11 protein-coding genes are annotated in these 20,822 nt (G+C 70.0%); 10 read left to right on the top strand and 1 reads right to left on the bottom strand.

All coding sequences use genetic code 11. From position 1 onward, the window contains the following. Positions 1-64: 64 nt before the first annotated feature. The 6 genes from ACIGO6_RS26725 (at position 65) to ACIGO6_RS26700 (ending at position 8,372) form a co-directional block, all read left to right on the top strand. Positions 65-1,651 carry an ABC transporter ATP-binding protein gene (locus ACIGO6_RS26725; protein ID WP_399880851.1) on the top strand — a complete coding sequence of 529 codons (1,587 nt, stop codon included), beginning with the start codon at positions 65-67 and terminating at the stop codon, positions 1,649-1,651. A 357-nt stretch (positions 1,652-2,008) separates the two neighbouring features. Further along, the gene (gene fusA / locus ACIGO6_RS26720; protein ID WP_399880848.1) at positions 2,009-4,099 is read left to right on the top strand and encodes an elongation factor G; all 2,091 of its coding nucleotides are present in this window, start codon (positions 2,009-2,011) and stop codon (positions 4,097-4,099) included. Between the two features lie 185 nt (positions 4,100-4,284). Beyond that, entirely contained in the window at positions 4,285-4,449 is a 165-nt protein-coding gene (locus ACIGO6_RS26715; protein WP_399880451.1) for a hypothetical protein, read from the top strand. A 290-nt stretch (positions 4,450-4,739) separates the two neighbouring features. Continuing rightward, entirely contained in the window at positions 4,740-5,525 is a 786-nt protein-coding gene (locus ACIGO6_RS26710; protein WP_399880448.1) for an SAM-dependent methyltransferase, read from the top strand. Between the two features lie 105 nt (positions 5,526-5,630). Further along, a complete protein-coding gene (locus tag ACIGO6_RS26705) occupies positions 5,631-7,274 on the top strand; it encodes a phosphodiester glycosidase family protein (RefSeq protein WP_399880446.1) in 1,644 nt (547 codons plus the stop codon). Positions 7,275-7,355: 81 nt separating this feature from the next. After that, positions 7,356-8,372, top strand: coding sequence for an alpha/beta hydrolase (locus ACIGO6_RS26700; RefSeq protein ID WP_399880443.1), 1,017 nt, complete (start codon positions 7,356-7,358; stop codon positions 8,370-8,372). 236 nt (positions 8,373-8,608) lie between these two features. On the opposite strand, the gene ACIGO6_RS26695 is transcribed toward ACIGO6_RS26700, so the two are convergent. Beyond that, the gene (locus ACIGO6_RS26695) at positions 8,609-10,594 is read right to left on the bottom strand and encodes an N-6 DNA methylase (protein ID WP_399880440.1); all 1,986 of its coding nucleotides are present in this window, start codon (positions 10,592-10,594) and stop codon (positions 8,609-8,611) included. A gap of 123 nt (positions 10,595-10,717) precedes the next feature. Here ACIGO6_RS26695 and ACIGO6_RS26690 point away from each other — a divergent pair, with 123 nt between their 5' ends. From ACIGO6_RS26690 to ACIGO6_RS26675, 4 genes are all read left to right on the top strand, one after another. Beyond that, positions 10,718-11,677, top strand: a complete 960-nt coding sequence (locus tag ACIGO6_RS26690) for a serine/threonine-protein kinase (protein ID WP_399880845.1) — start codon at positions 10,718-10,720, stop codon at positions 11,675-11,677. A gap of 102 nt (positions 11,678-11,779) precedes the next feature. Continuing rightward, a complete protein-coding gene (locus tag ACIGO6_RS26685; protein ID WP_399880437.1) occupies positions 11,780-13,045 on the top strand; it encodes a serine/threonine-protein kinase in 1,266 nt (421 codons plus the stop codon). A 140-nt stretch (positions 13,046-13,185) separates the two neighbouring features. Further along, positions 13,186-16,425: a DISARM system SNF2-like helicase DrmD gene (gene drmD / locus ACIGO6_RS26680; protein ID WP_399880434.1), complete on the top strand. Its 3,240-nt coding sequence runs from the start codon at positions 13,186-13,188 to the stop codon at positions 16,423-16,425. After that, entirely contained in the window at positions 16,422-20,750 is a 4,329-nt protein-coding gene (locus ACIGO6_RS26675) for an Eco57I restriction-modification methylase domain-containing protein (protein ID WP_399880431.1), read from the top strand. Before drmD ends, ACIGO6_RS26675 begins: the two co-directional genes overlap by 4 nt. Positions 20,751-20,822 lie beyond the last annotated feature (72 nt).

The following is a 20,822-nucleotide window of genomic DNA, read 5'->3' as shown; positions in this document are numbered from 1 at the left end:
GAACGAGGCGGTCGAAGCGAACGAGGCGGTCGTACGGAACGAGGCGGTCGGACCGGTCGCCGAGATCCGCGACCTGCGCGTGGAGGTCGACGGCCGGGCGATCGTCGACGGAGTCACTCTGAGGGTGCTGCCCGGCCGCGTCACCGCACTGGTCGGCTCCTCCGGCAGCGGCAAGACCACCACCGGCCTGGCCCTGCTCGGCGAATACCCGCCCGGCGCCCGCGTCACCGGCGAGGTACGCCACGCCGCCGAGGGCCCTGTCGGTTACGTCCCCCAGCACCCGGCGTCGGTCCTCAACCCGGCCCGCCGCGTCGGCGCCCTCCTGCACGACATCGCCCGCCCCCAGGTACGCCACCTGCCCCGGGCCGAACGCCGCCCGGCGGCACGCGCGAGAATCCTGCGGGCCCTCGCCGACGCACAACTACCCGATGCCGAAGCGCTCTTGCGCCGCTACCCGCACCAGCTCTCCGGCGGTCAGCAACAACGCGTCGTCCTCGCCCAGGCCCTGCTGCTCGGTGCCCGCGTCGTCGTCGCCGACGAACCCACCACCGGTCAGGACGTCCTCACCAAGGGCCGCATCGTCGACGAGCTGTCGTCGCTCACGGCCCGCGGTATCGCCGTCGTCCTGCTCAGCCACGACCTCGACGTGGTCCGCGCCCTCGCCGACGACGTGCTCGTCCTGCGGGCCGGCCGGGTCGTCGAGTCGGGCCCGGCCGAACGGCTGTGGAGCGCGCCACGGCACGAGTGGACCCGCCGTCTGCTCGACGTCGACGGCCCTCGTCGCCCCGTACCACCGGCCGAGGACCGTGTGATGGACGGCGACAGCGACGGCGCCGGCGACGGCGTTGGCGAGACCGGCGGCGGATCCGACCCCGTCCTCCGAGTACGCGGCCTCACCGCCCGCCACCGCGACGGAGCCCGCCGCCCGGCCACCGTCCTGCGGTCCGCGCACCTCACCCTGCACGCCGGGGAATGCCTCGCCGTCGTCGGACGCTCCGGCAGCGGCAAGACCACCCTCGCCCGCTGCCTGGCCGGCCTCCACCGCGACCACGACGGCGAGAACCTCCTCGACGGCACCCCGCTCCCACCCAGCCTGCGACACCGCGACCGCTCCCAACTCGCCGCCGTGCAGTACGTCTTCCAGGACGCCCGCGCCGCGTTCGACGAACACCGGCCCGTCCTCGACCAGGTCGCCCGCACGGCGGTCCGGCTGCGCGGCGCCGACGAGCGGGCGGCCCTGGCCGAGGCCCGCACCACGCTGGCCCGAACGGGACTCGGCGACGACACGGTCCGCCGCCTGCCCGGCGCACTCTCCGGCGGCGAACTCCAGCGCGCCGCACTCGCCCGTGCCCTGCTCGCCCACCCCCGCGTCCTCATCTGTGACGAGATCACCTCCGGCCTCGACACGGTCACCCGCCGCGGCATCCTCGACCTGCTCTCGACGCTGCTCGAAGACCGCGCCGGCCTTTCCCTCGTCCTCATCACCCACGACCTGGACACCGCCCGACAGGCCCAGCGCATCGCCGTGGTGGACGCGGGGGAGATCGTCGAACAGGGGTCGGCCGGACAGCTGTCGACGGCACCTCAGCACCCTTTCACGGTGTCGCTCATGGAGACGACGGCCCGGCTGGAGAGTGGCGCGCGGACCTGACGAAAATACGATGCGACGCCGCCCCCGACCTCCCTACACTCACCACGACATCGAGATCGAGTGAGGGGAGTCGGGCCGTGCGCATCTGCACCGCTGCCGTCGTTCCCCCGTCCCGGTACGAGGTGATCCTGGTGTCTTCGGCCGTCCGGTGTCCGCTGCGCGGCCGGCACCGGATGCCCGCGACGAGTATCTGACATACCGTCAGTCGACTGACGTACCGTCACATCGCCTGCCTCTCCACGGCGGGCCGTGTCTCCGTTTCCGTCCTTCCCTCGTCCCGGGAATCGCGCCGCCCTGTTCACAGATCAGCTGCACCCATCAGCTGCACAGATCAGCGAAAGGCCACAGGCCGTGCGCATCAACACCAACCCCCTCACCACCGTCCGCAACCTGGGCATCCTCGCCCACGTCGACGCCGGCAAGACCACCGTCACCGAGCGCATCCTGTTCACCACCGGCACCACCTACAAGCGCGGTGAGGTCCACGACGGCACGACCGTCACCGACTTCGACCCGCAGGAGCGCGATCGCGGCATCACCATCTTCGCCGCGGCCGTCAGCTGTGCCTGGGACGGTCACCGGATCAACCTGATCGACACCCCGGGACACGTCGACTTCGCCGACGAGGTCGAGCGCTCGCTGCGCGTGCTGGACGGCGCGGTCGCCGTGTTCGATGCCGTCGCGGGCGTGGAACCGCAGAGCGAGTCCGTGTGGCGGCAGGCCGACCGGCACGGTGTGCCGAGGATCGCGTTCGTCAACAAGATGGACCGGTCCGGCGCCGACCTCGACACGGCCGTCGCCTCGATCCGCGAGCGGCTGCACCCGGCGCCCCTGGTCGTGCAGCTGCCCATCGGAACGGAGGACGGCTTCATGGGCGTAGTCGATCTGCTGCGCATGTGTGCCCTGGTGTGGGCCGACGGCGCGGAGACGGCCGAGGAGGGGCCGGTGCCCGACTCCCTGCGGGAGGAGGCGTCCCGTAGGCGCCGACTGCTGGAGGAGGCGGTGGCGGAGCGCCATCCGGCCGCGCTGGAGGAGTTCTGCGACCGGGAGACGCTCACCGCGGACACCCTCGCCGGCGCGCTGCGCGACCTGACGCACAGCGGCGACGGCGTGGTGGTGCTGTGTGGCTCGGCCTACCGCAACCGCGGGGTCGAACCGCTGCTGGACGCGGTCGTCACATACCTGCCGTCCCCGCTGGACGTACCCCCGGTACGCGGCACCGCCCACGACGGCACGGAGCAGGAGCGGCCGGCCGATCCGGCGGCACCGATGGCGGCACTGGCGTTCAAGGTGAACGCGACCCCGACGGGGCGGCTGACGTACCTGCGGGTGTACTCGGGCACGATCGAGAAGGGAGACACCGTGTGGGACGCGGGCACGCGCCGCACCGAGCGGATCGGCCGCATCCTGCGGGTACGGGCCGACCGCCACGACCCGCTGGAGCGCGCGGTCGCCGGGGACATCGTCGCCGTGGTCGGGCTGAAGTCCGCCCGCGCCGGCTCGACGCTGTGCACACCGGGCGCCCCACTCGTCCTGGAGCCTCCGGGCGTGGCCGAGCCGGTCGTGCACGTGGCGGTCGAGGCTCGTCGCTCCACCGACACCGACCGGCTGGCCTCGGCGCTCGCCCGGCTGACCGAGGAGGACCCCTCGCTGGCCGTGCGGACCGACCCGGAGACCGGCCAGACGGTTCTCTCGGGCATGGGCGAACTGCACCTGGAGGTCGCGGTGGAGCGCGTCCGCCGCGAGCACGGCCTCGAGGTCGCCGTCGGACGCCCGGGCGTGGCGTACCGCGAGACGGTCGGCGAGGGCGTGACCGGCTTCGTCTACCGACACGTCAAACAGGACGGCGGGGCAGGCCAGTTCGCGCACGTCGTACTCGACGTGGAGCCGTGGGAGGAGGACATGGAAGGAGACACGGAGGTGGGTTCGAGTTCGAAGGAGAGCCGGTTCGTGTTCCGCTCGGCGGTCGTCGGCGGCCGCGTACCGCAGGAGTTCGTGCGGGCCGTCGAGGCCGGCTGCCGGGACGCCCTGGCCGAGGGCCCGCTAGGCGGCCACCCGGTGACGGGCCTCAGGGTCACGCTCACCGACGGCCAGATCCATGTGAAGGACTCCTCGGACACGGCCTTCCGCACCGCCGGCCGGCTCGGTCTCCGCGACGCCCTGCGCGCCTCGGCGATGGGTCTGCTGGAGCCGGTCGTTGAGGTCACGGTCACCGTGCCCGAGGACGCGGTCGGCGGCGTACTCGGCGACCTGGCGGCACGCCGGGGCCGCGTCACGGGGTCGGACACGCGGGCCGGCGCGGCGGTCGTCACGGCCACCGTGCCGCTGGCCGAACTGTTCGGCTACGCGACCCGCCTGCGCAGCCGCACCCAGGGCCGCGGCACCTTCACCGCCCGCCCCACCGGCTACGCACCGGCGCCGGCAGCGGTCGGCACACCGACGCGGTAGCGTCCCGGGCTGTCCCCTCCCGACCGCGGAGGGGGCAGCCCCCATACCGGCCCTTCGCAGCAGGGGTACGACACGAGCACCGAGGGCGGCCCGGGCCGGCGGACGCGAACACGTCGGCCGGTGGGACACGTTGGGAAGGATGCGGTACGGCATGTTCCGCTCGGCCGGGTGGAATAGTCCCAGACATGTCAAAGGGCACGCGCAACGCGCTCATCGTGGTCCTTCTGGTCTGGAGCGGGTTCGCCTACCCGTGGTTCGACAGGGGTTGTGACATCGCGGAGGCGTACACGGCGGTCTTTGAATACGGGGTGCCGGAGGGCCTTGAGCCCCTCCCGGCCTGCTACGGCTGAAGGCCGGTCGGACCGAGGTAACGGCCGGGACCCGGCGCCTCCGGTCACCTGCCGGACAGCAGCACCTCCGGCGTCTTCGCCGGGGACGTTGGGCGGTTGTCCACCCTGACCTTGCGCGGGTGTCACTGAGCCAGGGCGTCACGGTGCCTCGCCCCTCCCACCCGTGACCGGGCCGGATAGGCTGGCGCCGCCGTCCCGTGGTGCGGGACGGGTCTGCCGGTGGAGGCTGTTCCCACGCCCTGCCGGGAACTCAGTTGCCCGTGGTTCCGTGTACGGAGGAGCGTCGTCCTGTGACTGCCGGTATACCCAGACCGCACATCGACACCAGCAAACCCCACCCCGCACGCGTCTACGACTGGCTCCTGGGCGGAAAGGACAACTACCCCGTCGACCAGCAGGTCGGGGAGACGCTGCCCGAAGAGGCGCGGGGCAACGCGGCACGCAACCGGGCGTTCATGCACCGCGCCGCCGCGTGGCTGGCGAAGAGCGGCGTCGACCAGTACCTCGACATCGGCACCGGCATCCCCACCGAACCCAACCTCCACCAGATCGTGCAGGCGATCACGCCGAGCGCCCGGATCGTCTACGCGGACAACGACCCGATCGTCCTCCGGCACGCGGAAGCGCTGCTGACCAGCACCCCGGGGGGCGCCACCGCCTTCCTCCACGCGGACGTACGAGAGCCCGCGACCATCCTGGACCGCGCCGGCGAACTCCTCGACCTCGACCGCCCCGTCGCCCTCTCGCTGATAGCCCTGCTGCACTTCCTGCCGGACGACGAGGACCCGTACGGCGTCGTACGCACCCTGGTGGACGCGCTCCCGTCCGGCAGCTTCCTGCTGCTGTCGCACGGGACGGCGGACCAGCACCCGGAGTTGAAGCAGGAGACGGAGACCGCGTACAAGAAGGGTGCGATTCCGCTGCGGATGCGCACCCGGAGCGAGGTCGAGCCCTTCTTCGAAGGCCTGGAACTCGTCACGCCCGGCCTGGTGTTCGCCACCGAGTGGTACCAGGAGGAACCGGCACCGACGCAGGAACGCAGCGGCTTCTACGTCGGCGTGGCCAGGGTCCCCTGAGCCGCCACCGCCCACCGACCCACCCTTGACGCAAGCCGGAACCGGTCGATACTTGTGCGCAGCACGGGTCGGTGGGCGTCTGAAGTCGGCACTGAGGCGGGGCGGATGAAGAAGAGACTGTGTGCCGCGAGTGCCGTACTGGGCATGCTCGCCACGGCGAGCGCGCTGCCGGCCCAGGCGTCGTCCCAGCAACCGCAGTCGCACCCGCCGTCGACGCGACTCACCCTGCCTCTGGGCCCCACGGACCTCCCGGAGACCCGTACCACGACCACCCTTCAACCGGGCGTCACCCTCACCCGCATCGTGCGCGGTACTTCCGGTAGTGCCAACCCGGCACTGCACTGGACGGTCGAGGTCTCCATCCCGGGCGGCGACACCTCACCGGACCCGGACGCCCCGCCGACGGCGCTCAAGGACAGGGCGAGCGCCGACGAACTGGCCGCAGAACTGCGGCAGGACGGCTTCGACGCCAGGGTCGAGCTGGTGACGACCCCGAGAACCGCCGACTACACCGGCGGAACCATCGGCTACCGCGTCCGCACAGGAACATTCGACTCGCAGACCACCGCGACGTCCGAACGTGCACGCCTGCGGGCAGCTGGCTACACGGGTTCCGCCGTATACACGGGCTGGGACGGCGAGGCGACGGACCGCGGCCCCTGGCGGGTCGACGTCCTCACCATCGACCCACGCAAATTCCGCGGAAGCCTCGACGCGTCGTACGGCCCGGACATCGAGAACCGCGAGACAACCACCCAACTCGCGGCATCGGCCGCCGCGACCGCCGCGATCAACGCCGGCTTCTTCGTCCTCGACCCCAAGGCGGGCGCCCCGGGCGACCCGGCCGGCGTGGGCGTCTACGACGGACGTCTGCTGAGCGAACCAGTGGCGGGACGCCCCGCCCTGGTGGTCCACGACAACGCCCGAGGCACGGAGATCACCCGCTTCACCTGGAAGGGCCGGGTCACCGGTAGCGGCTCCACCCTCCCCCTGAACGGCATCAACCGCGTACCGGGCCTGATCAGAAACTGCGGCGGCACAGCGGGCGACACCCCAACCTCCCAGCCGCTCCACGACGTAACCTGCACCAACCCCGACGAACTGATCACCTTCACACCGGACTACGGCGGCCACACGCCCCAGGGCGAGGGCCTGGAGGCCGTACTGGACGCCCATGACCGGGTCGTCGAACTACGCTCACCACGAGGCGGAACACTCCCACCGGGCGGAAGCTCCCTCCAGGCAACCGGCCGACGCGTGGCCGACCTGACTGCCCTCGCCCCCCTCGATGCCCACCTGCGCGTCAGCACGACCCTGCGGGACGAACGCGGCCACCGCGTCTCACCCTCCCCCCGCACCGACATCCTGAACGCCGGCCCCGAACTGGTCCGCGACGGCCGTATCCACGTCACCCCCGCCACGGACGGCATGGTCCACCCCGGCGACCCGAGCTGGTACTACGGCTGGGTCCACAAACGAAACCCCCGCACCCTGGCCGGAGTGGACGCCGTCGGCCGCACCGTCCTCGTCACCGCCGACGGACGCAGCACCGACTCCCTCGGCCTCAGCATCACCGAGAGCGCCGAGGTCGCCAAGTCACTCGGCCTGCGCGACGCGGTCAACCTCGACGGCGGCGGCTCGACGACGATGGTGACGAACGGCACCGTGATCAACACCCCGTCGGACGCGGCCGGCGAACGCCCGGTGGGCGACGCGCTGCTGATCCTGCCCCGCAGGCACCACCACTGACCTGTACGCGCCGCCACCCCACCGACACAGGAAACCCCGCACCAAAGCGCGACGAACAGCAACCCACCCCAGGGAGCCGCAGTGTCCGCGAACGTGCCCACCGCCCTGACCCTACGAGCCCGAGTCCTGCTGGTCCTGTCCGTACTGCTCGCCACCCTGGCCCCGACGGCCCCGGCGCTGGCCGCGGAGAAGGCGGGCGCTTCCCGCCCGGGGGCCGAAGTCGTCGCCGTCACTCAGGTCGCCGACCGCCAGGTCGACCTGTCGGTACGGTCAACGGCCCTGGGCGGCCGCACGGTCAAGGTCCGCCTCCTGACCCCGGACGGCTGGAACCCACAGGACCGTAGCCACCGACAACACTGGCCGACCCTCTGGCTCCTGCACGGCTGCTGCGGCGACTACACGTCGTGGACCGCGAGGACGGACGTGGCGCAGACCGACGCACTCCGCGACGTCCTCGTCGTCATGCCCGAGGCCGGCTGGAACGGCTGGTACTCCGACTGGTGGAACCACGGCCAGGGCGGCGACCCCGCCTGGGAGACCTTCCACACCGTGGAGCTTCGCAGGCTCCTGGAACGCGACTGGGGCGCCGGCACCAACCGCGTCGTGGCGGGCCTGTCGATGGGCGGCCAGGGCGCCTTGATGTACGCCGCCAGGCACCCCGGCATGTTCAAGGCGACAGCGGCCTACTCCGGCTCGGTCCACCCCCTCCTGAACGACGAGTCGATCAACCGCATCATGGGCTTCTTCGCCGGCCAGAACAATGACCCCCTCCGCGTCTGGGGCGACCCGGTCGCCCAACGCCGGATCTGGGAGTCCCACGACCCCTACCATCTCGCGAAACGCCTCCGCTCCATCCCGGTGTACCTGTCCTGCGGCGACGGCACGACGGGCCCCCTGGACACGCCGGGAAGCACGAGCGCCCTCGAGGCCGACTTCAACCGACAGAACCATGCGCTGGCGGCGGAGCTGCGGCGCGTGGGCGCGAAGCACGTGACGACCAACTTCTATGGGCCGGGGACGCACGGGTGGGCCTATTGGGAGCGGGAGCTGCATGCTTCGCTGCCGATGTTGCTGGGGGCGTTGGGGATCGATGGCTAAACCTGGCGGTGTGCGGTGCCGGGGAATCCTCACCTCCATGCCGCAAGCGGGAGATAGGAACGGGCTGTGATGACCTTCAGGCGTGACGCGCACTGCTGATCGTCGCCGGCTGCAGGACGGCCGATCGCCATCCGGTCCGGGCGCCGACGGGCAGACCAAGGACTACCGAGGAAATCGAGGTCCGGATCCACGCCGATGGAGTTGGTCGGGCGGACAGGCGAGGGGGCTTGTCGTGGTCAGGGCGCCAATCCGCCCGCGGCGAGCCTGTCGCTCACGTCGCCCACCAACCCCTTGCCGAGGTGCCCGGCCCGGTCGAGGAGCGTCTCGAAGTCCCTGAGACAGCGGAAGGTTTCCGCGTAGGCGACCTGCTCCTCCAACGGGAGCTGAAGGACCTGCAGGCGGCGGATGTCGACCCGCGACGAACTGGACGCGTGTGTGCCCGCCTGGCGGCCGTTGGCAGGCGCACGCAGGCAGCCCGCGAGGAAGTGCGCATCGACCTTCTCAGGGTCCACGCGCAGGGCGTAGAGCTGAGGGCCCAGGGCGGTCGGAGGGCCCTGGTGAACCCATGCCCGGTAGGCCCGGACGACCCCGGCGATCACCACGTCCCCGTCCTCGACGACGGCGTGAGCCGTGTGCGCGGGGACCATCCCGCCAGGGGTGCCGTCCATGAGTAGATCGGCGACCGTGAGCAGGGGTAGTTCGGTGTCTTCGGAGGAGGGTTCGCTCTCGGAGGGCTGTTGCCCGGGGCGCAAGGTCAGCGCGCCGGCCTTCACGAGGTCACCGACCGTGGTCGTGGTCTGCGAGGATTCCGCCTCGAAAGCGAGCTCGGACAACTGCCGCACATGACCGGTCAGGCCGGTGAGCAGGGATCCCAGTTCTTTCCACGAGGCGGAGAGTTCCATGCCGCTCGTTTCGGCGCGTGAAGCGGTGTACCGCCCTGGGGTGACGTCGACTTCGTCGTCCAGGAGATCGAGCAAAGGGACGCGTACGGCGTTCTCCGGCGGAGCGGCCTCCGGGTGGTCCATGTCGGCCAGCGCGGACAGGACGAAGGCACTGAGGGCATCCCAGTCGGGTCCCGGTTCCCTGCTGCCGGGCCGTGCGAAGTCCGTGGCGTCCACGAGGAGCGCGTCCTGCACGGGAGCGACGGCAGTGGAAGTGTCCGGAGCCGCTCTGAGTACCCACAACTGCAGCGAGACACTGTGTGGTTGAGCGCTGCCGGCCGGCAGGGCCACGACCGCCCGCAACGCTCCGGTGCGCAACAGTGAGCCGCGGATCCGGCGTCCTGCCCTGCGTGAGGCCACTGCGGGCGGCAGGACGACGACGGCCGCCCCTCCGGGCTTGAGATGGGAGAGAAGGTGCTGTACCCAAGCGAGTTCAGGCTCGGTACGAGGTGGCAGACCGTGCGCCCAGCGCTGGTCGGTGGCGAGTTCCTCGTAACCCCAGTCCCGCTCGTTGAACGGTGGATTGCACAGGGCGATGTCGGCCGGTGTGCCCGCGAACGGGTCCGCGCGCAGTGCGTCGGCCGTGACGACTTCCGTACGGATGGCCCGGCCCTCTGTGACGAAGCCGAGACGGGCGGTGGCCAGCGCGGCGAGTGCTGGGTCGCGCTCGCAGCCCAGCACGGTCAGTCCCGGGCCGTCGTACTCCTGGCATGCCGCCGCCGCCAGGTGCCCGGTGCCGCAGGCCGGGTCGAAGACGGTCAGTCCCTCCGTCGACTCACCGACGCGCGCGGAGAGCGCGATGCTGGTCATCAGGGTTGCGAGCGGCGCGGGAGTGGTACTGAGCTGCCGGACATGTGTCTCGAGCCAGCGCTGCAGCAGGAACTCAAAGGTCTGACGGGGCCCTTCCGCGCGCCCCAGGGCCGCGGCCTCGCCGACGAGCTGTCGCACTTCGGCGGAGAAGTCGGAAGAGGTGCTACGGGTCCTGGGAAAGCGCATCCGACGGGCTGCTTCGGCGATCGCCAGCCCCGACTCGTCCCGGCTGCCGAGCGCCTCGAAACGCGGCCACAGGAACTCGCGGCCACCGACGTCCTTGAGCTTGCCGTTCTCCCGCAGCCACAGCTCGACCTCCGCGAGCGAGAACTGCGGACTGACGTCAGTGCCGCCGATCCGGGACGGGAACGAGTCGTGGCGACGGCGCCAGTTGCTCACCGCGGCACGACCCACGCCGGCGATGCGGGCGATCTCGGCCAGGCTGACGGGTACGGCGCTGGGTGTACTCATCAAAGGTCTCCGAGGTGCTTGGCCTGCTGGGTGGTCGGCATCCCAGCGCCCGTGGGAGTCGCAAGGGTACTACCCTCATTGACTTTGTTCACAGCGCAAGAAGCCTGATTCACTGTGCGGGAAATGTGGAGGGTGGAGGATATGCGGGAATTTGCGCCGGGACTGGTGCTACGTGATCGCTATCGGTTGAAGTCGGTCCTCGGCAGGGGCGTCATGGGGCAGGTCTGGGAGGGCCATGACGTGTATCTCGACCGGCCGGTCGCGGTGAAGACCGTCGCGGCGGACCTCCTGGCTGTCCCCCGGAGCCGTGATGCGGCTCTCGCCCGATTCGAACGGGAGGCGCAGGCCGCGGCACGTCTCGACCACGGAAACATCACGACAGTCTTCGACGCCTCGATCACCGACGACACCTGCTGTCTTGTCATGGAACTGATCGACGGCACCACGCTGGACTACCTCTTCGACCAGCAGGAGGATGGACGGTTCGACGTCCCGTCGGCGGCCTCCATGACCGCTCAGCTGTGTGCAGGTCTCTCCGCCGCTCACGCCGCAGGCCTCGTCCACCGGGACCTGAAGACGCAGAACGTCATGATCCGGCGCGACGGCGTGATGAAGATCCTTGACTTCGGCCTCGTCAAGCTCCTGGGCGACATGGATCCGGGCTTGACCATGACCGGCGAGGCCATCGGCAACATCGCCTGCGCCTCACCCGAACTGCTCTCCGGACGCGACCCTTTGGACGCGCGCAGTGACCTCTACGCGCTGGGCTGCCTGCTGCATCACATGCTCACCGGCACACCGCTCTTCGCCACCGACCAACCTGCGCTCCTCGCCTCCCGGCACCTCAGAGAGACACCGCCCGCCATCGCCGAATCGGGCGTCGATGTCCCGCGCGACCTCCAGGACCTGGTGTCGGCCCTGCTCGCCAAGCGTCCCCAGGACCGGCCGACCTCCGCCACAGAGGTCTACGCGGCCCTGGCTCCCTTCCTGCCGGCGCCGAACCCCCGGTTGGCGTTGCGCCCCGGCCTGCCCGAGGACCCGCGCCGCCCCTTCCTCGTGCCGCAAAGCCCGAGGCCTGCGTGAACAGTGAGAGGATGACGTGAGCGACCGAGGGCGACGCGCCGCTCACGGTCGTGCGGAGGTGGCAGGCGCCGTGAGCGCCGGGACTGGCTGGGGACGGGCGCAATGCGGCGAAGCCTTGGACCGTACGAGCTCACGCACGAGCTGGGCCGGGGCGGCATGGGGGTCGTCTGGGCGGCGTACGACCGGAGCAAGGACCGCGAGGTGGCGGTCAAGCTCCTCGCGGTCGGCGGCCGTGCTGGGGCCCCCAGCACACTGGAGCGGCGCTTCCTGCGCGAAGCGAGCCTGACCCGTCGGCTGGAGCATCCGGGTATCCCGGCGGTGCACGACCACGGCAGCCACGACGGTGAGCTGTTCCTGGTCATGGACCTAGTCCCCGGCCGCACCCTCGACGCCGTGCTCGAGAGTGACGGCCCCCTGCCCGTCGACCGGGCCGCGGACGTGGCACGACGGGCCGCGGACGTGCTCGTCTACGCCCACGGCCAGGGGGTCATGCACCGAGACCTCAAACCCGCCAACCTCATGATCACTCCGGACGGGGAGCTCAAGGTCCTGGACTTCGGGGTCGCCGCCGCACTGGAGCCCCAGCCTGGCGAAACCCGCTTCACTGCCGCCAACGCCACCCCCGGCACGGTCGTCTACATGGCACCCGAACAGGCCGTCGGCAAGGCAGAGCCAGCCAGTGACCTCTACTCCCTGGGCTGTGTCCTGTACGAGCTGCTCGCCGGAGCTCCGCCGTTCACGGACGCCAGCCCCTTCATGCTCTACCACCGGCACGCGCACGATCCCGTGCCACCGATCACCGACCGCCGTCCCGAAGTGCCGGCCGGGCTGTGTCGGCTGGTGGAGGCCCTGCTCGAGAAGAACCCGCGGGACCGCCCCGTCTCGGCGGCGGAAGTGGCCACGCTGCTCGCCACCTGGGCGCCGGCACCGTCGTCGCCCCCAGTGAGAGTCCCGGTGCCGCACCCGCGCCTGGTCGAGGCGGCGGCCCTGCGCCGCTCCGGCAGCCCGGCCCGCGCTCTGGAGGAGTACGGGGCACTCATGGCCGCCCCGGACCTGGGACGGGCCGACCTGCTCACCGCCCGCGTGGGCGCCGCCCTGTGCGTGGCGGCGCTCGGCGGCACCCGGGAGGCGCTGGACGACCTCAAGTCCGTCCTCGCCGAGCAGCGCAGCCTCCTCGGACCGGACGACCTGGCGGTGCTGGACACCCGCTACGAGATCGCCGTACTGCTGGTGCGCGGGGGAGAGCGGCACGCGGCCACCGAGCTGCTGCGGCGCCTGGTCGGGGACGAGGAGCGGATACTCCGAGTGGGAGACGACCGTCACGGGCGCGCACAGGCGCTGCTGGACCGGCTGCGCCGCATGTCCTGAGCCGCCCCGCGCCGACCATGTTTTTGTAATCTCTGTTCACAGTAGATGGCTCATGTTAGCCTGCGGTCGGACCGTTCCGGTGGGGAGACAGGACACTTGTCTACGGACGGCCGCAGGAGACACCGAGGGGAACAGCGCCCATGACGCCAGCAGCTCAGCGTGAGACCGAGCGGGCGGGGGCCGAGCAGCTCCCCGAGGAGGGCAACCTCGTCGAGGTGCGCGGCCAGTCCTGGGTGGTCGCCCGCGTCGAGCCTTCCCCGGCCTCTGACAGCGACCAGGAGCGCATGCCCGCCACCCTCGTCCACCTCCAGTCCGTCGCCGACGGCCGCTTCGGCGACACCCTCTCCGTCATCTGGGAGGTCGAGCCCGGCCGTCGCGTCCTGCCCGCCGGCTCCCTTCCCGACGCCTCCGCCGGCGCCTACGACTCCCCGAACCGCCTCGCCGCGTTCCTCGACGCCGTCCGCTGGTCCGCCGTCGCCTCCGCCGACGCCAAGACCCTCCAGGCCCCGTTCCGCTCCGGCGTCGCCGTCGAGCCGTACCAGCTGGAGCCGGTCTCCCGCGCCGTCGGCGCCCCCCGTGTCAACCTCCTCCTCGCCGACGACGTCGGCCTCGGCAAGACCATCGAGGCCGGACTCGTCGTCCAGGAACTGCTGCTGCGGGGCCGCGCCCGCCGCACCATGGTCGTCTGCCCGGCCGGCCTCACCCTCAAGTGGCGCGACGAGATGGCCGAGAAGTTCGGCCTCGAGTTCACCATCGTCGACTCCGAACACTGCGCCCGCCTGCGCCGCACCCACGGCACCGCGGCCAACCCCTTCCGCGTCCACCCGCTCACCATCGTCTCCCTGCCCTGGCTGCGCGGCCAGAAGGCCCAACGCCTCCTCGACGAGGTCATCGGCGCCCCCGAGGAGAGCCCCGATGGCGAGCACAAGCGCTTCTTCGACCTCCTCGTCCTCGACGAGGCCCACCACGTCGCACCCGCCGCGCCCAAGCAGGTCTACGCCGTCGACTCCCAGCAGACGAAGCTGATCCGGCGCCTCGTCCCGCACTTCGAGCACCGCCTCTTCCTCTCCGCCACCCCGCACAACGGCTACCCGGAGTCGTACACGGCCCTCCTCGAACTCATCGACGACCAGCGCTTCGCACGCGGAGTCGACCCCGACAAGGAAGCGCTGAAGGACACGGTCGTCCGCCGCCTGAAGTCGACGGTCACCAACGCCGACGGCACGCCCCGCTTCCGCACCCGCGTCACCCGCGAGCTGTCCGTCGACTACACGCAGCAGGAGCGCGCGATTCACGAGCTGCTCGGCTCCTTCGCGGACCTGCGGCGCAAGAAGCTCACCCCGAAGGCCCGGGGCGGCCGCCGAGCCGCCGACCTCGTGACCCTGCTCCTGAAGAAGCGCCTGTTCTCCTCCCCGGCCGCCTTCCTCCACACCGTCCAGGTCTACCTCTCCCACCTGGACGACACCGGCCCCGCGCGAGGACGCTCCGCCGCCGCCGAAGTCCCCGAGTGGCTGGAGGAGTTCGCCGACCTGGTCGCCGACCTCGACGACACGGGCCTGGTCGACGCCGAGGACGACGCGCTGACCCGCTCCACCTCGCTCACCCCGGCCGAGGACGGCCAGGAACTCGACCTGCTCCAGGAGATGGAACGCTGGGCCCTCACCCACGAGGCGGCACCCGACTCGAAGGCCGAGGCGCTGATCCGTGAGATCAAGGCGATCTGCCGTCCCGACGGCAAGAGGTGGACCAACGAGCGGGTCGTGATTTTCACCGAGTACCGCGACACCCAGGAATGGCTCCACGACCTCCTCCAGCAGGAGGAACTCACCGACGGCGGCCGCGTCGAGCGTCTGCACGGCGGCCTGTCCGCCGAAGAGCGCGAGCGCATCCGCCTCGGCTTCCAGACCGAGCCGTCCCGCCTCGAGGGCAAGGTCCGCATCCTCCTGGCCACCGACGCCGCCGGCGAGGGCATCGACCTCCAGAACCACTGCCACCGCCTGATCAACTACGACATCCCCTTCAACCCCAACAAGCTCGAACAGCGCATCGGCCGCATCGACCGCTGGGGCCAGAAGAAGGACCCGGAGATCACCCACTTCATCGGCTCCGGCTGGCAGCAAGCCCAGGCCGGCTCCTACGAGGCCGACCTGGAGTTCCTCTCCCGCGTCGCCAAGAAGGTCGCGCGCATGGAGCACGACCTCGGCTCCGTCAACGCCGTCCTCGCCGACGCCGTCCAGCGCCGCATGACCGGCGACACGGCGCCCGTCGACATCGAGAACGCCAAGCCCAAGCCCATCAAGGGCCGCCGCACGGGCGGCGACGTCGCCCCCGAGCAGAACGTCACGGCACAGACGAAGCGGCTCGCCGACCAGTACGAGGAGACGGTCGGCACGCTGGGCCTGACGCCGATCAACGTCAAGCGCGTCGTCGACACGGCCCTGGCCCTCGACCACCAGCCGCCGCTCCTGCCGTCCACGGTCCGCGCCGAGGACTTCGAACCGGGCGACCTCTTCGACGTACAGCCTCTGTCCGGCAGCTGGGAGCGGGCGACCCGCGGCCTCGCCCACAAGCTTCGCGAGGGCGAGCAGCGCCCGCTCACCTTCTCCCCGCAGGTCGCCGCGCAGGGCAGGGACGACGTGGTCCTCGCCCACCTCAAGCACCCGCTCGTCGCCCTCTCCACGCGCCTGCTCACCGCCGCCGTCTGGAACGCCGACTCGGTCGGCCTGAGCCGCGTCACCGCCGTCGTCACCGACGACCCGGCCGTCACCACGACCCTCGTCTCCGCGTACGCGCGCTACGTCCTCGTCGGCACGGACGGCACCCGCCTGCACGAGGAAGTCTTGTACGCGGGCGGCTGGTTCGGCGACACCGGCCGCTTCCGCCGCTGGGAGTCGGTGGGGGAGCAGGGCCGGGTCCTGTCCCAGGCCCTCACCCAGGGCACCGAAGCCGCCCCGCACCTGCGCAAGGAACTCACGGAGGCCTGGCCCAAGCTCCGCGACCCCCTCTACCGCTCCCTGGAGGCCCGCGCCGCCGAACTCGGCCGCCAGCTGGAGAGCCGCCTCGCCGACCGCCGGGCCGAGGAGGAGCGCCGCATCACCGCCACCCTGGACCGCTTCGAGGCCACCCTGCGCGCGAAGCTCAAGGAGGAGGGCGAGGGCGAAGGCGAACAGCTCGCCCTGCTCACCACCCACGAACTGACCGGGCACGAGCGCCGCCAGTTCGAGGAGGACCGCCAGCGCTGGGACAACCGCCTCAAGGGTCTCCCCGCCGAACGTGAGCGAGAGCTGGCCGCCATCGCCGCCCGCTACCACGAGCCCCGCTCGCACCTCTTCCCCGCCGCCGTCGTCTTCGTCGTCCCCGCAAAGGAAGCCCGCCGATGAGCCCCCGCCGCCCCATGAGCCGTGGAGTAGCCGCCGCCAAGGCCCAGGCCGCCGACGGCCGCCGGCAGCACCAGGAGTGGCTGGACCTCACCGAGGTCTCAGGACCGTTCCTGACGATGCCCGTCCTGCTGCGCGCCTGGCCCCAGCTCGACACCCTGGAGAAGGACGAGCGGGCCCGCCTGCGAGCCCACCACGCCGACTGGCAGACCGACACCGTCGCCGGGCGGGACGCGTGGGTGGCGTACGTCCTGCGCCGCCTGCTGGGCTGGGACGACGCCCTGACCTTCCGCGAGGGCGACTCCGAGCACCACGGCCTGGACCGCCTCACCCTGCGCGTCGCCGAGCACAACACCGAGGTCCGCCCCGACTTCGCGCTGGTGGAACCGGGCGCCGACCTCGCCGCAGAGCCGGACGTGGACTCCGCCGCGAAGCGCGTACGGCTGCTGGGCGTAACGGTCCCCGCAGGCACCGCTCCCACCGCGCGGGCGGGCGGAGGCGGCGACTGGGCGGCGGCTCCGGCCGACCGCCTGGCCCGCCTCCTGCGCCACCATGGCGTCCCGCTGGGCCTGGTCACCGACGGCCGCTGGTGGTGCCTGGTCTGGGCCCCCCTCGGCGGTGTGACCACGACCGCCGTCTTCGACTCCATCGGCTGGAACGAGGCGGCGGAGCGCAACGTCGTCCGCGCCTTCGCCTCTCTGCTGAGCCGCCGCCGCTTCTTCGAGTACGACGAGCCCGAGAGCCTGGTCGGCTTGCTCAAGGCCAGCCTGGCGGCAGGCGAGGACGTCACCGAGGCGCTCGGCGTCCAGGTCCGGCAGGCCGTGGAACTCCTCGTCGACGCCATAGGACGGGCGGACGTGCGGGCCATGGAGAACGGCGCGGCGGGGCTGCATGCGTCGGGGGTCCCCGCGAGCGAGATCTACCGCGGCGCGGTCGCGGTGATGATGCGCGTCGTCTTCCTCCTCTTCGCCGAGGAGCGAGGCCTGCTGCCGGCCGACAACGAGGTCTACGCACGCTCGTACTCCGCCCGCTTCCTGCGCGACGAGCTGAAGGCGCGGGCGGACGAGGAGGGCGAGACGTCCCTCGAGCACACGACGTCGGCCTGGCACCGCCTGATCGCCCTCTTCCACGCCGTGCACGGGGGAGTGGACCACCCGGGCTCCGGCTTCCACCTGCCCGCGTACGACGGCTCGATCTTCGACCCGGACAAATACCCGTGGCTGGAGCGCACCACCCCGCTCCTCCCCATCGACGACCGCACGGTGCTGCACATGCTCCAGGCCGTGCAGGAGGTCCGCGTCGGCAAGGGCAAGGACCGCGAGGTCCGCACGCTCAGCTTCCGCGCGCTGGACGTCGAGCAGATCGGCTACGTGTACGAGGGCCTGCTGTCCTTCGACGGGCGCCGGGCGACCGAGCACATGGTGGGCCTGATCGGCCCGGAGGGCCTGGAACACGAGGTCCCGTTGCGGGAGTTGGAGTCCCTGGCGGCGAAGGCGGGCGGCTCACTGAAGACGCTGGCGAAGTCCATCCACGAGAAGTGGAAGGATCCCAAGCCTCCGGCGACGGCGGGGCAGTTGGAGAAGAGGCTGGCCCCGCTGGGTGCGGAGGAGTCGGCGGAAGCCCGTCGCCGCTTGAACGCGGTGACGAAGGACGCGGCACTGACGGAGCGCCTGCTCCCGTTCGCCGGCATCCTCCGCGACGACCTGCGCGGCCTGCCGACAGTCATCCCCAATGGCACCCTGTACGTCACCGAGTCCTCGCTGAGGAAGAACACTGGCACGCACTACACGCCCCGCTTCCTGGCGGAGGAAGTCGTCCTGCACGCGCTGGAGCCCCTGGTGTACGAGCCAGGCCCGCTCCAGACGGCGGACACGGGGGAATGGCGGCTGAAGTCGGCCGACCAGATCCTGGACCTGAAGGTCGCGGACATCGCGATGGGCTCGGCGGCGTTCTTGGTGGCGGCGTGCCGCTATCTGGGTGACCGCCTCATCGAAGCCTGGGAGAACGAGGGCCGCACGGACGCGATGGTCTACCGGGCCGGCCGCGCCGTGGACGCCGTGACGGCGGCCGACGCCGAACAGGACCCGGTGGTGGTCGAGGCCCGCCGCCAGATCATCGAGCACTGCCTGTACGGCGTGGACATCAACCCGATGGCCGTGGAGATGGCCAAGCTGTCGCTGTGGCTGGTCTCCATGGACCCGGAGCGCCCCTTCACGTTCCTGGACGACCGGCTGGTGTGCGGGGACTCGCTGCTGGGCGTGCACAGCATGGAACAGCTTCAGTCCGTCCACATGAAGCCGCAGGGGCAGACGGACGTCCTGGCCGAGCAGGCTCGGGAGCTGGTGGACCAGCTGACGCGGGAGCGCCTGGCGATCACTGCCATCAAGGGCGTTGACCTGCCGGCACTCCAGAAGAAGCGGCAGCGGCTGGAAGAGGTCAACCGGCACTCGCGGCGGCTGCGGTTGGTGGGCGACCTGATCGCGGGGGCGGCGCTGGCTACTTGTGCTTCGGGGCGGGTGCCTTGGTACGAGGAGGAGGGCGGCGAGCGGGTCAAGGACCTGTTCCCGCGTGCTGCGTGGATTGTGCGGCAGATCGTGGAAGACGGGGTCGAGGAAGACTCCGAAGTGGTGCGCGAGGCGTGCGCTTCAGCAGAGGAGTGGCTGGGAGCTGAGCTGCCGGAGGGGGCGCTGGAACGGCGGCCGGTGCATTGGCCGCTGGTGTTTCCGGAAGTATTTACCCGTAAGGGTGGGTTTGATGCAATTGTAGGTAACCCTCCGTTCCTTGGTGGAGCGAAGATCAGGGCTGCTTCCGGGGAAGCGTATCGGGAATATGCGGTCGAGTATATTGCTTCTGGTCGTCGCGGCTGGGCCGACCTGGTTGCTTACTTCTTTCTGAAGGCACACCTGCTTGTCAATTCGGGCGGGCAAACTGCGCTGATCGGAACAAACACCCTTGCTCAGGGGGATTCTCGCAAAGTTAGTCTCGATGCCCTCCTCAAGGAAGGGATTGAGATCAGGCGCGCGGTAAAGAGTGCCACTTGGCCTTCTGCTTCTGCGGCACTTGAATACTGTGTCGTATGGACGAGCAGGCGTCCGCTAAGCGGCGGGGCGCGCCGAGTGCTCGGTGGCATTCCGGTCCCTGTAGGTATCTCTCCATCCCTCGACCCTCTTTCTCGTATCGAACGCTGGGCTGAACCGATTGCGGTCAATAAGGGTAAGTCCTTTAAGGGGTTGGAGATTTCAGGAGAAGGGTTTTTTGTGCCTGAGCATCTCGCGATGGAGTGGTTGCAGCGAGGTGAAGGGTATGAAGAAGTGGTATTTCGGTACTTGAACGCCAAAGAATTGAATGGAAGCCCTTCGTGCAGTGGTGAGCGTTGGATCGTTAACTTCCATAGTTGGCCGGAAGAGCGTGCGGCTCGATATCCGATGGCGTACGAGTGGGTCCAGGAGAATGTTAAGCCATACAGAGAAACCCAGGATCCCTCTTCATATGCTGGACTGATGGCCAGGTGGTGGCAGTACTGGCGGCCACGTAGCGAGTTGATTGAAGCAATCGGAAACCTGGAAAGATGTGTGGCTATCGCGCGGACGGCTCACGCGGTGATGCCTGTTCTTGTACCGACGGATCAAGTGCTTTCCGATGCCCTCGCGGTGATCGCTTCAGACGAACCGAGCGATCTTGCAATGCTCAGTAGCGCTATACACTACTGGTGGGCCATTGATAGGGCATCGACGATGAAGGGGGACCTTCGGTATACCTCTACCGAAATCTTTGAAACGCTCGTATGCCCTGAGGCCACAAGCCGCCTTGATCGTCTTGGAGTATCTCTGGATGCGCATCGGCGCAACCTCATGAATACTCGCGGAATCGGAATCACTGACACGTACTCCCTTGTTCACAGCTGCGACTGTCAGGACGAAGACATAGCCGAACTCCGTCGTATCCATGAGGAGATCGACAAGGCGACCATCGACGCTTACGGCTGGCGCGATCTTTTGGATGATTCTGGACAGACTCCACCTGCCGATCCGAGCCACGAGACGTATGCGCTTGAGCATGGTTTCCATGAGACTGATCAAGGGACTCGATATACTATCGGCCTCCTTGCCCGAACCGAGATCATCGACCGTCTGCGCCAATTGAACCACCAGATCTACGCTGACGAGGTTCACCTTCGTCTACATAAGGGAGTGACGGAGAAGAAGGCCAGGGAAATGCACCCTGACCTTCCCAGGCCCTCTCCCGAGGCCGTCCGTAAGCACAAGGAGCAGCTGGCCGCGCGAGGTGGGTCGGATTTCGGTGAGGGCGCCGAGGGCGCCCTCTTCTGAGCCGGCGGCATGACAACGGGCTGGTTCGCGTCACCTCAAGTGACGGGACCAGCCCGTTGTTCCGCTCAGAAG

The organism is Streptomyces sp. NPDC053750 (genome assembly GCF_044544295.1).
GTDB lineage: Bacteria > Actinomycetota > Actinomycetes > Streptomycetales > Streptomycetaceae > Streptomyces.
Note: the sequence above shows the minus strand (reverse complement) of the source record. Positions and strands in the feature narration are given on the sequence as shown.

Coding starts and splice junctions, on each gene's coding strand:
- ACIGO6_RS26685 (WP_399880437.1), top strand. CDS start 11,780: ATGCGGCGAAGCCTTGGACCGTACGAGCTCACGCACGAGCTGGGCCGG.
- ACIGO6_RS26695 (WP_399880440.1), bottom strand. CDS start 10,594: ATGAGTACACCCAGCGCCGTACCCGTCAGCCTGGCCGAGATCGCCCGC.
- ACIGO6_RS26690 (WP_399880845.1), top strand. CDS start 10,718: ATGTGGAGGGTGGAGGATATGCGGGAATTTGCGCCGGGACTGGTGCTA.
- drmD (WP_399880434.1), top strand. CDS start 13,186: ATGACGCCAGCAGCTCAGCGTGAGACCGAGCGGGCGGGGGCCGAGCAG.
- ACIGO6_RS26675 (WP_399880431.1), top strand. CDS start 16,422: ATGAGCCCCCGCCGCCCCATGAGCCGTGGAGTAGCCGCCGCCAAGGCC.
- ACIGO6_RS26705 (WP_399880446.1), top strand. CDS start 5,631: ATGAAGAAGAGACTGTGTGCCGCGAGTGCCGTACTGGGCATGCTCGCC.
- ACIGO6_RS26715 (WP_399880451.1), top strand. CDS start 4,285: ATGTCAAAGGGCACGCGCAACGCGCTCATCGTGGTCCTTCTGGTCTGG.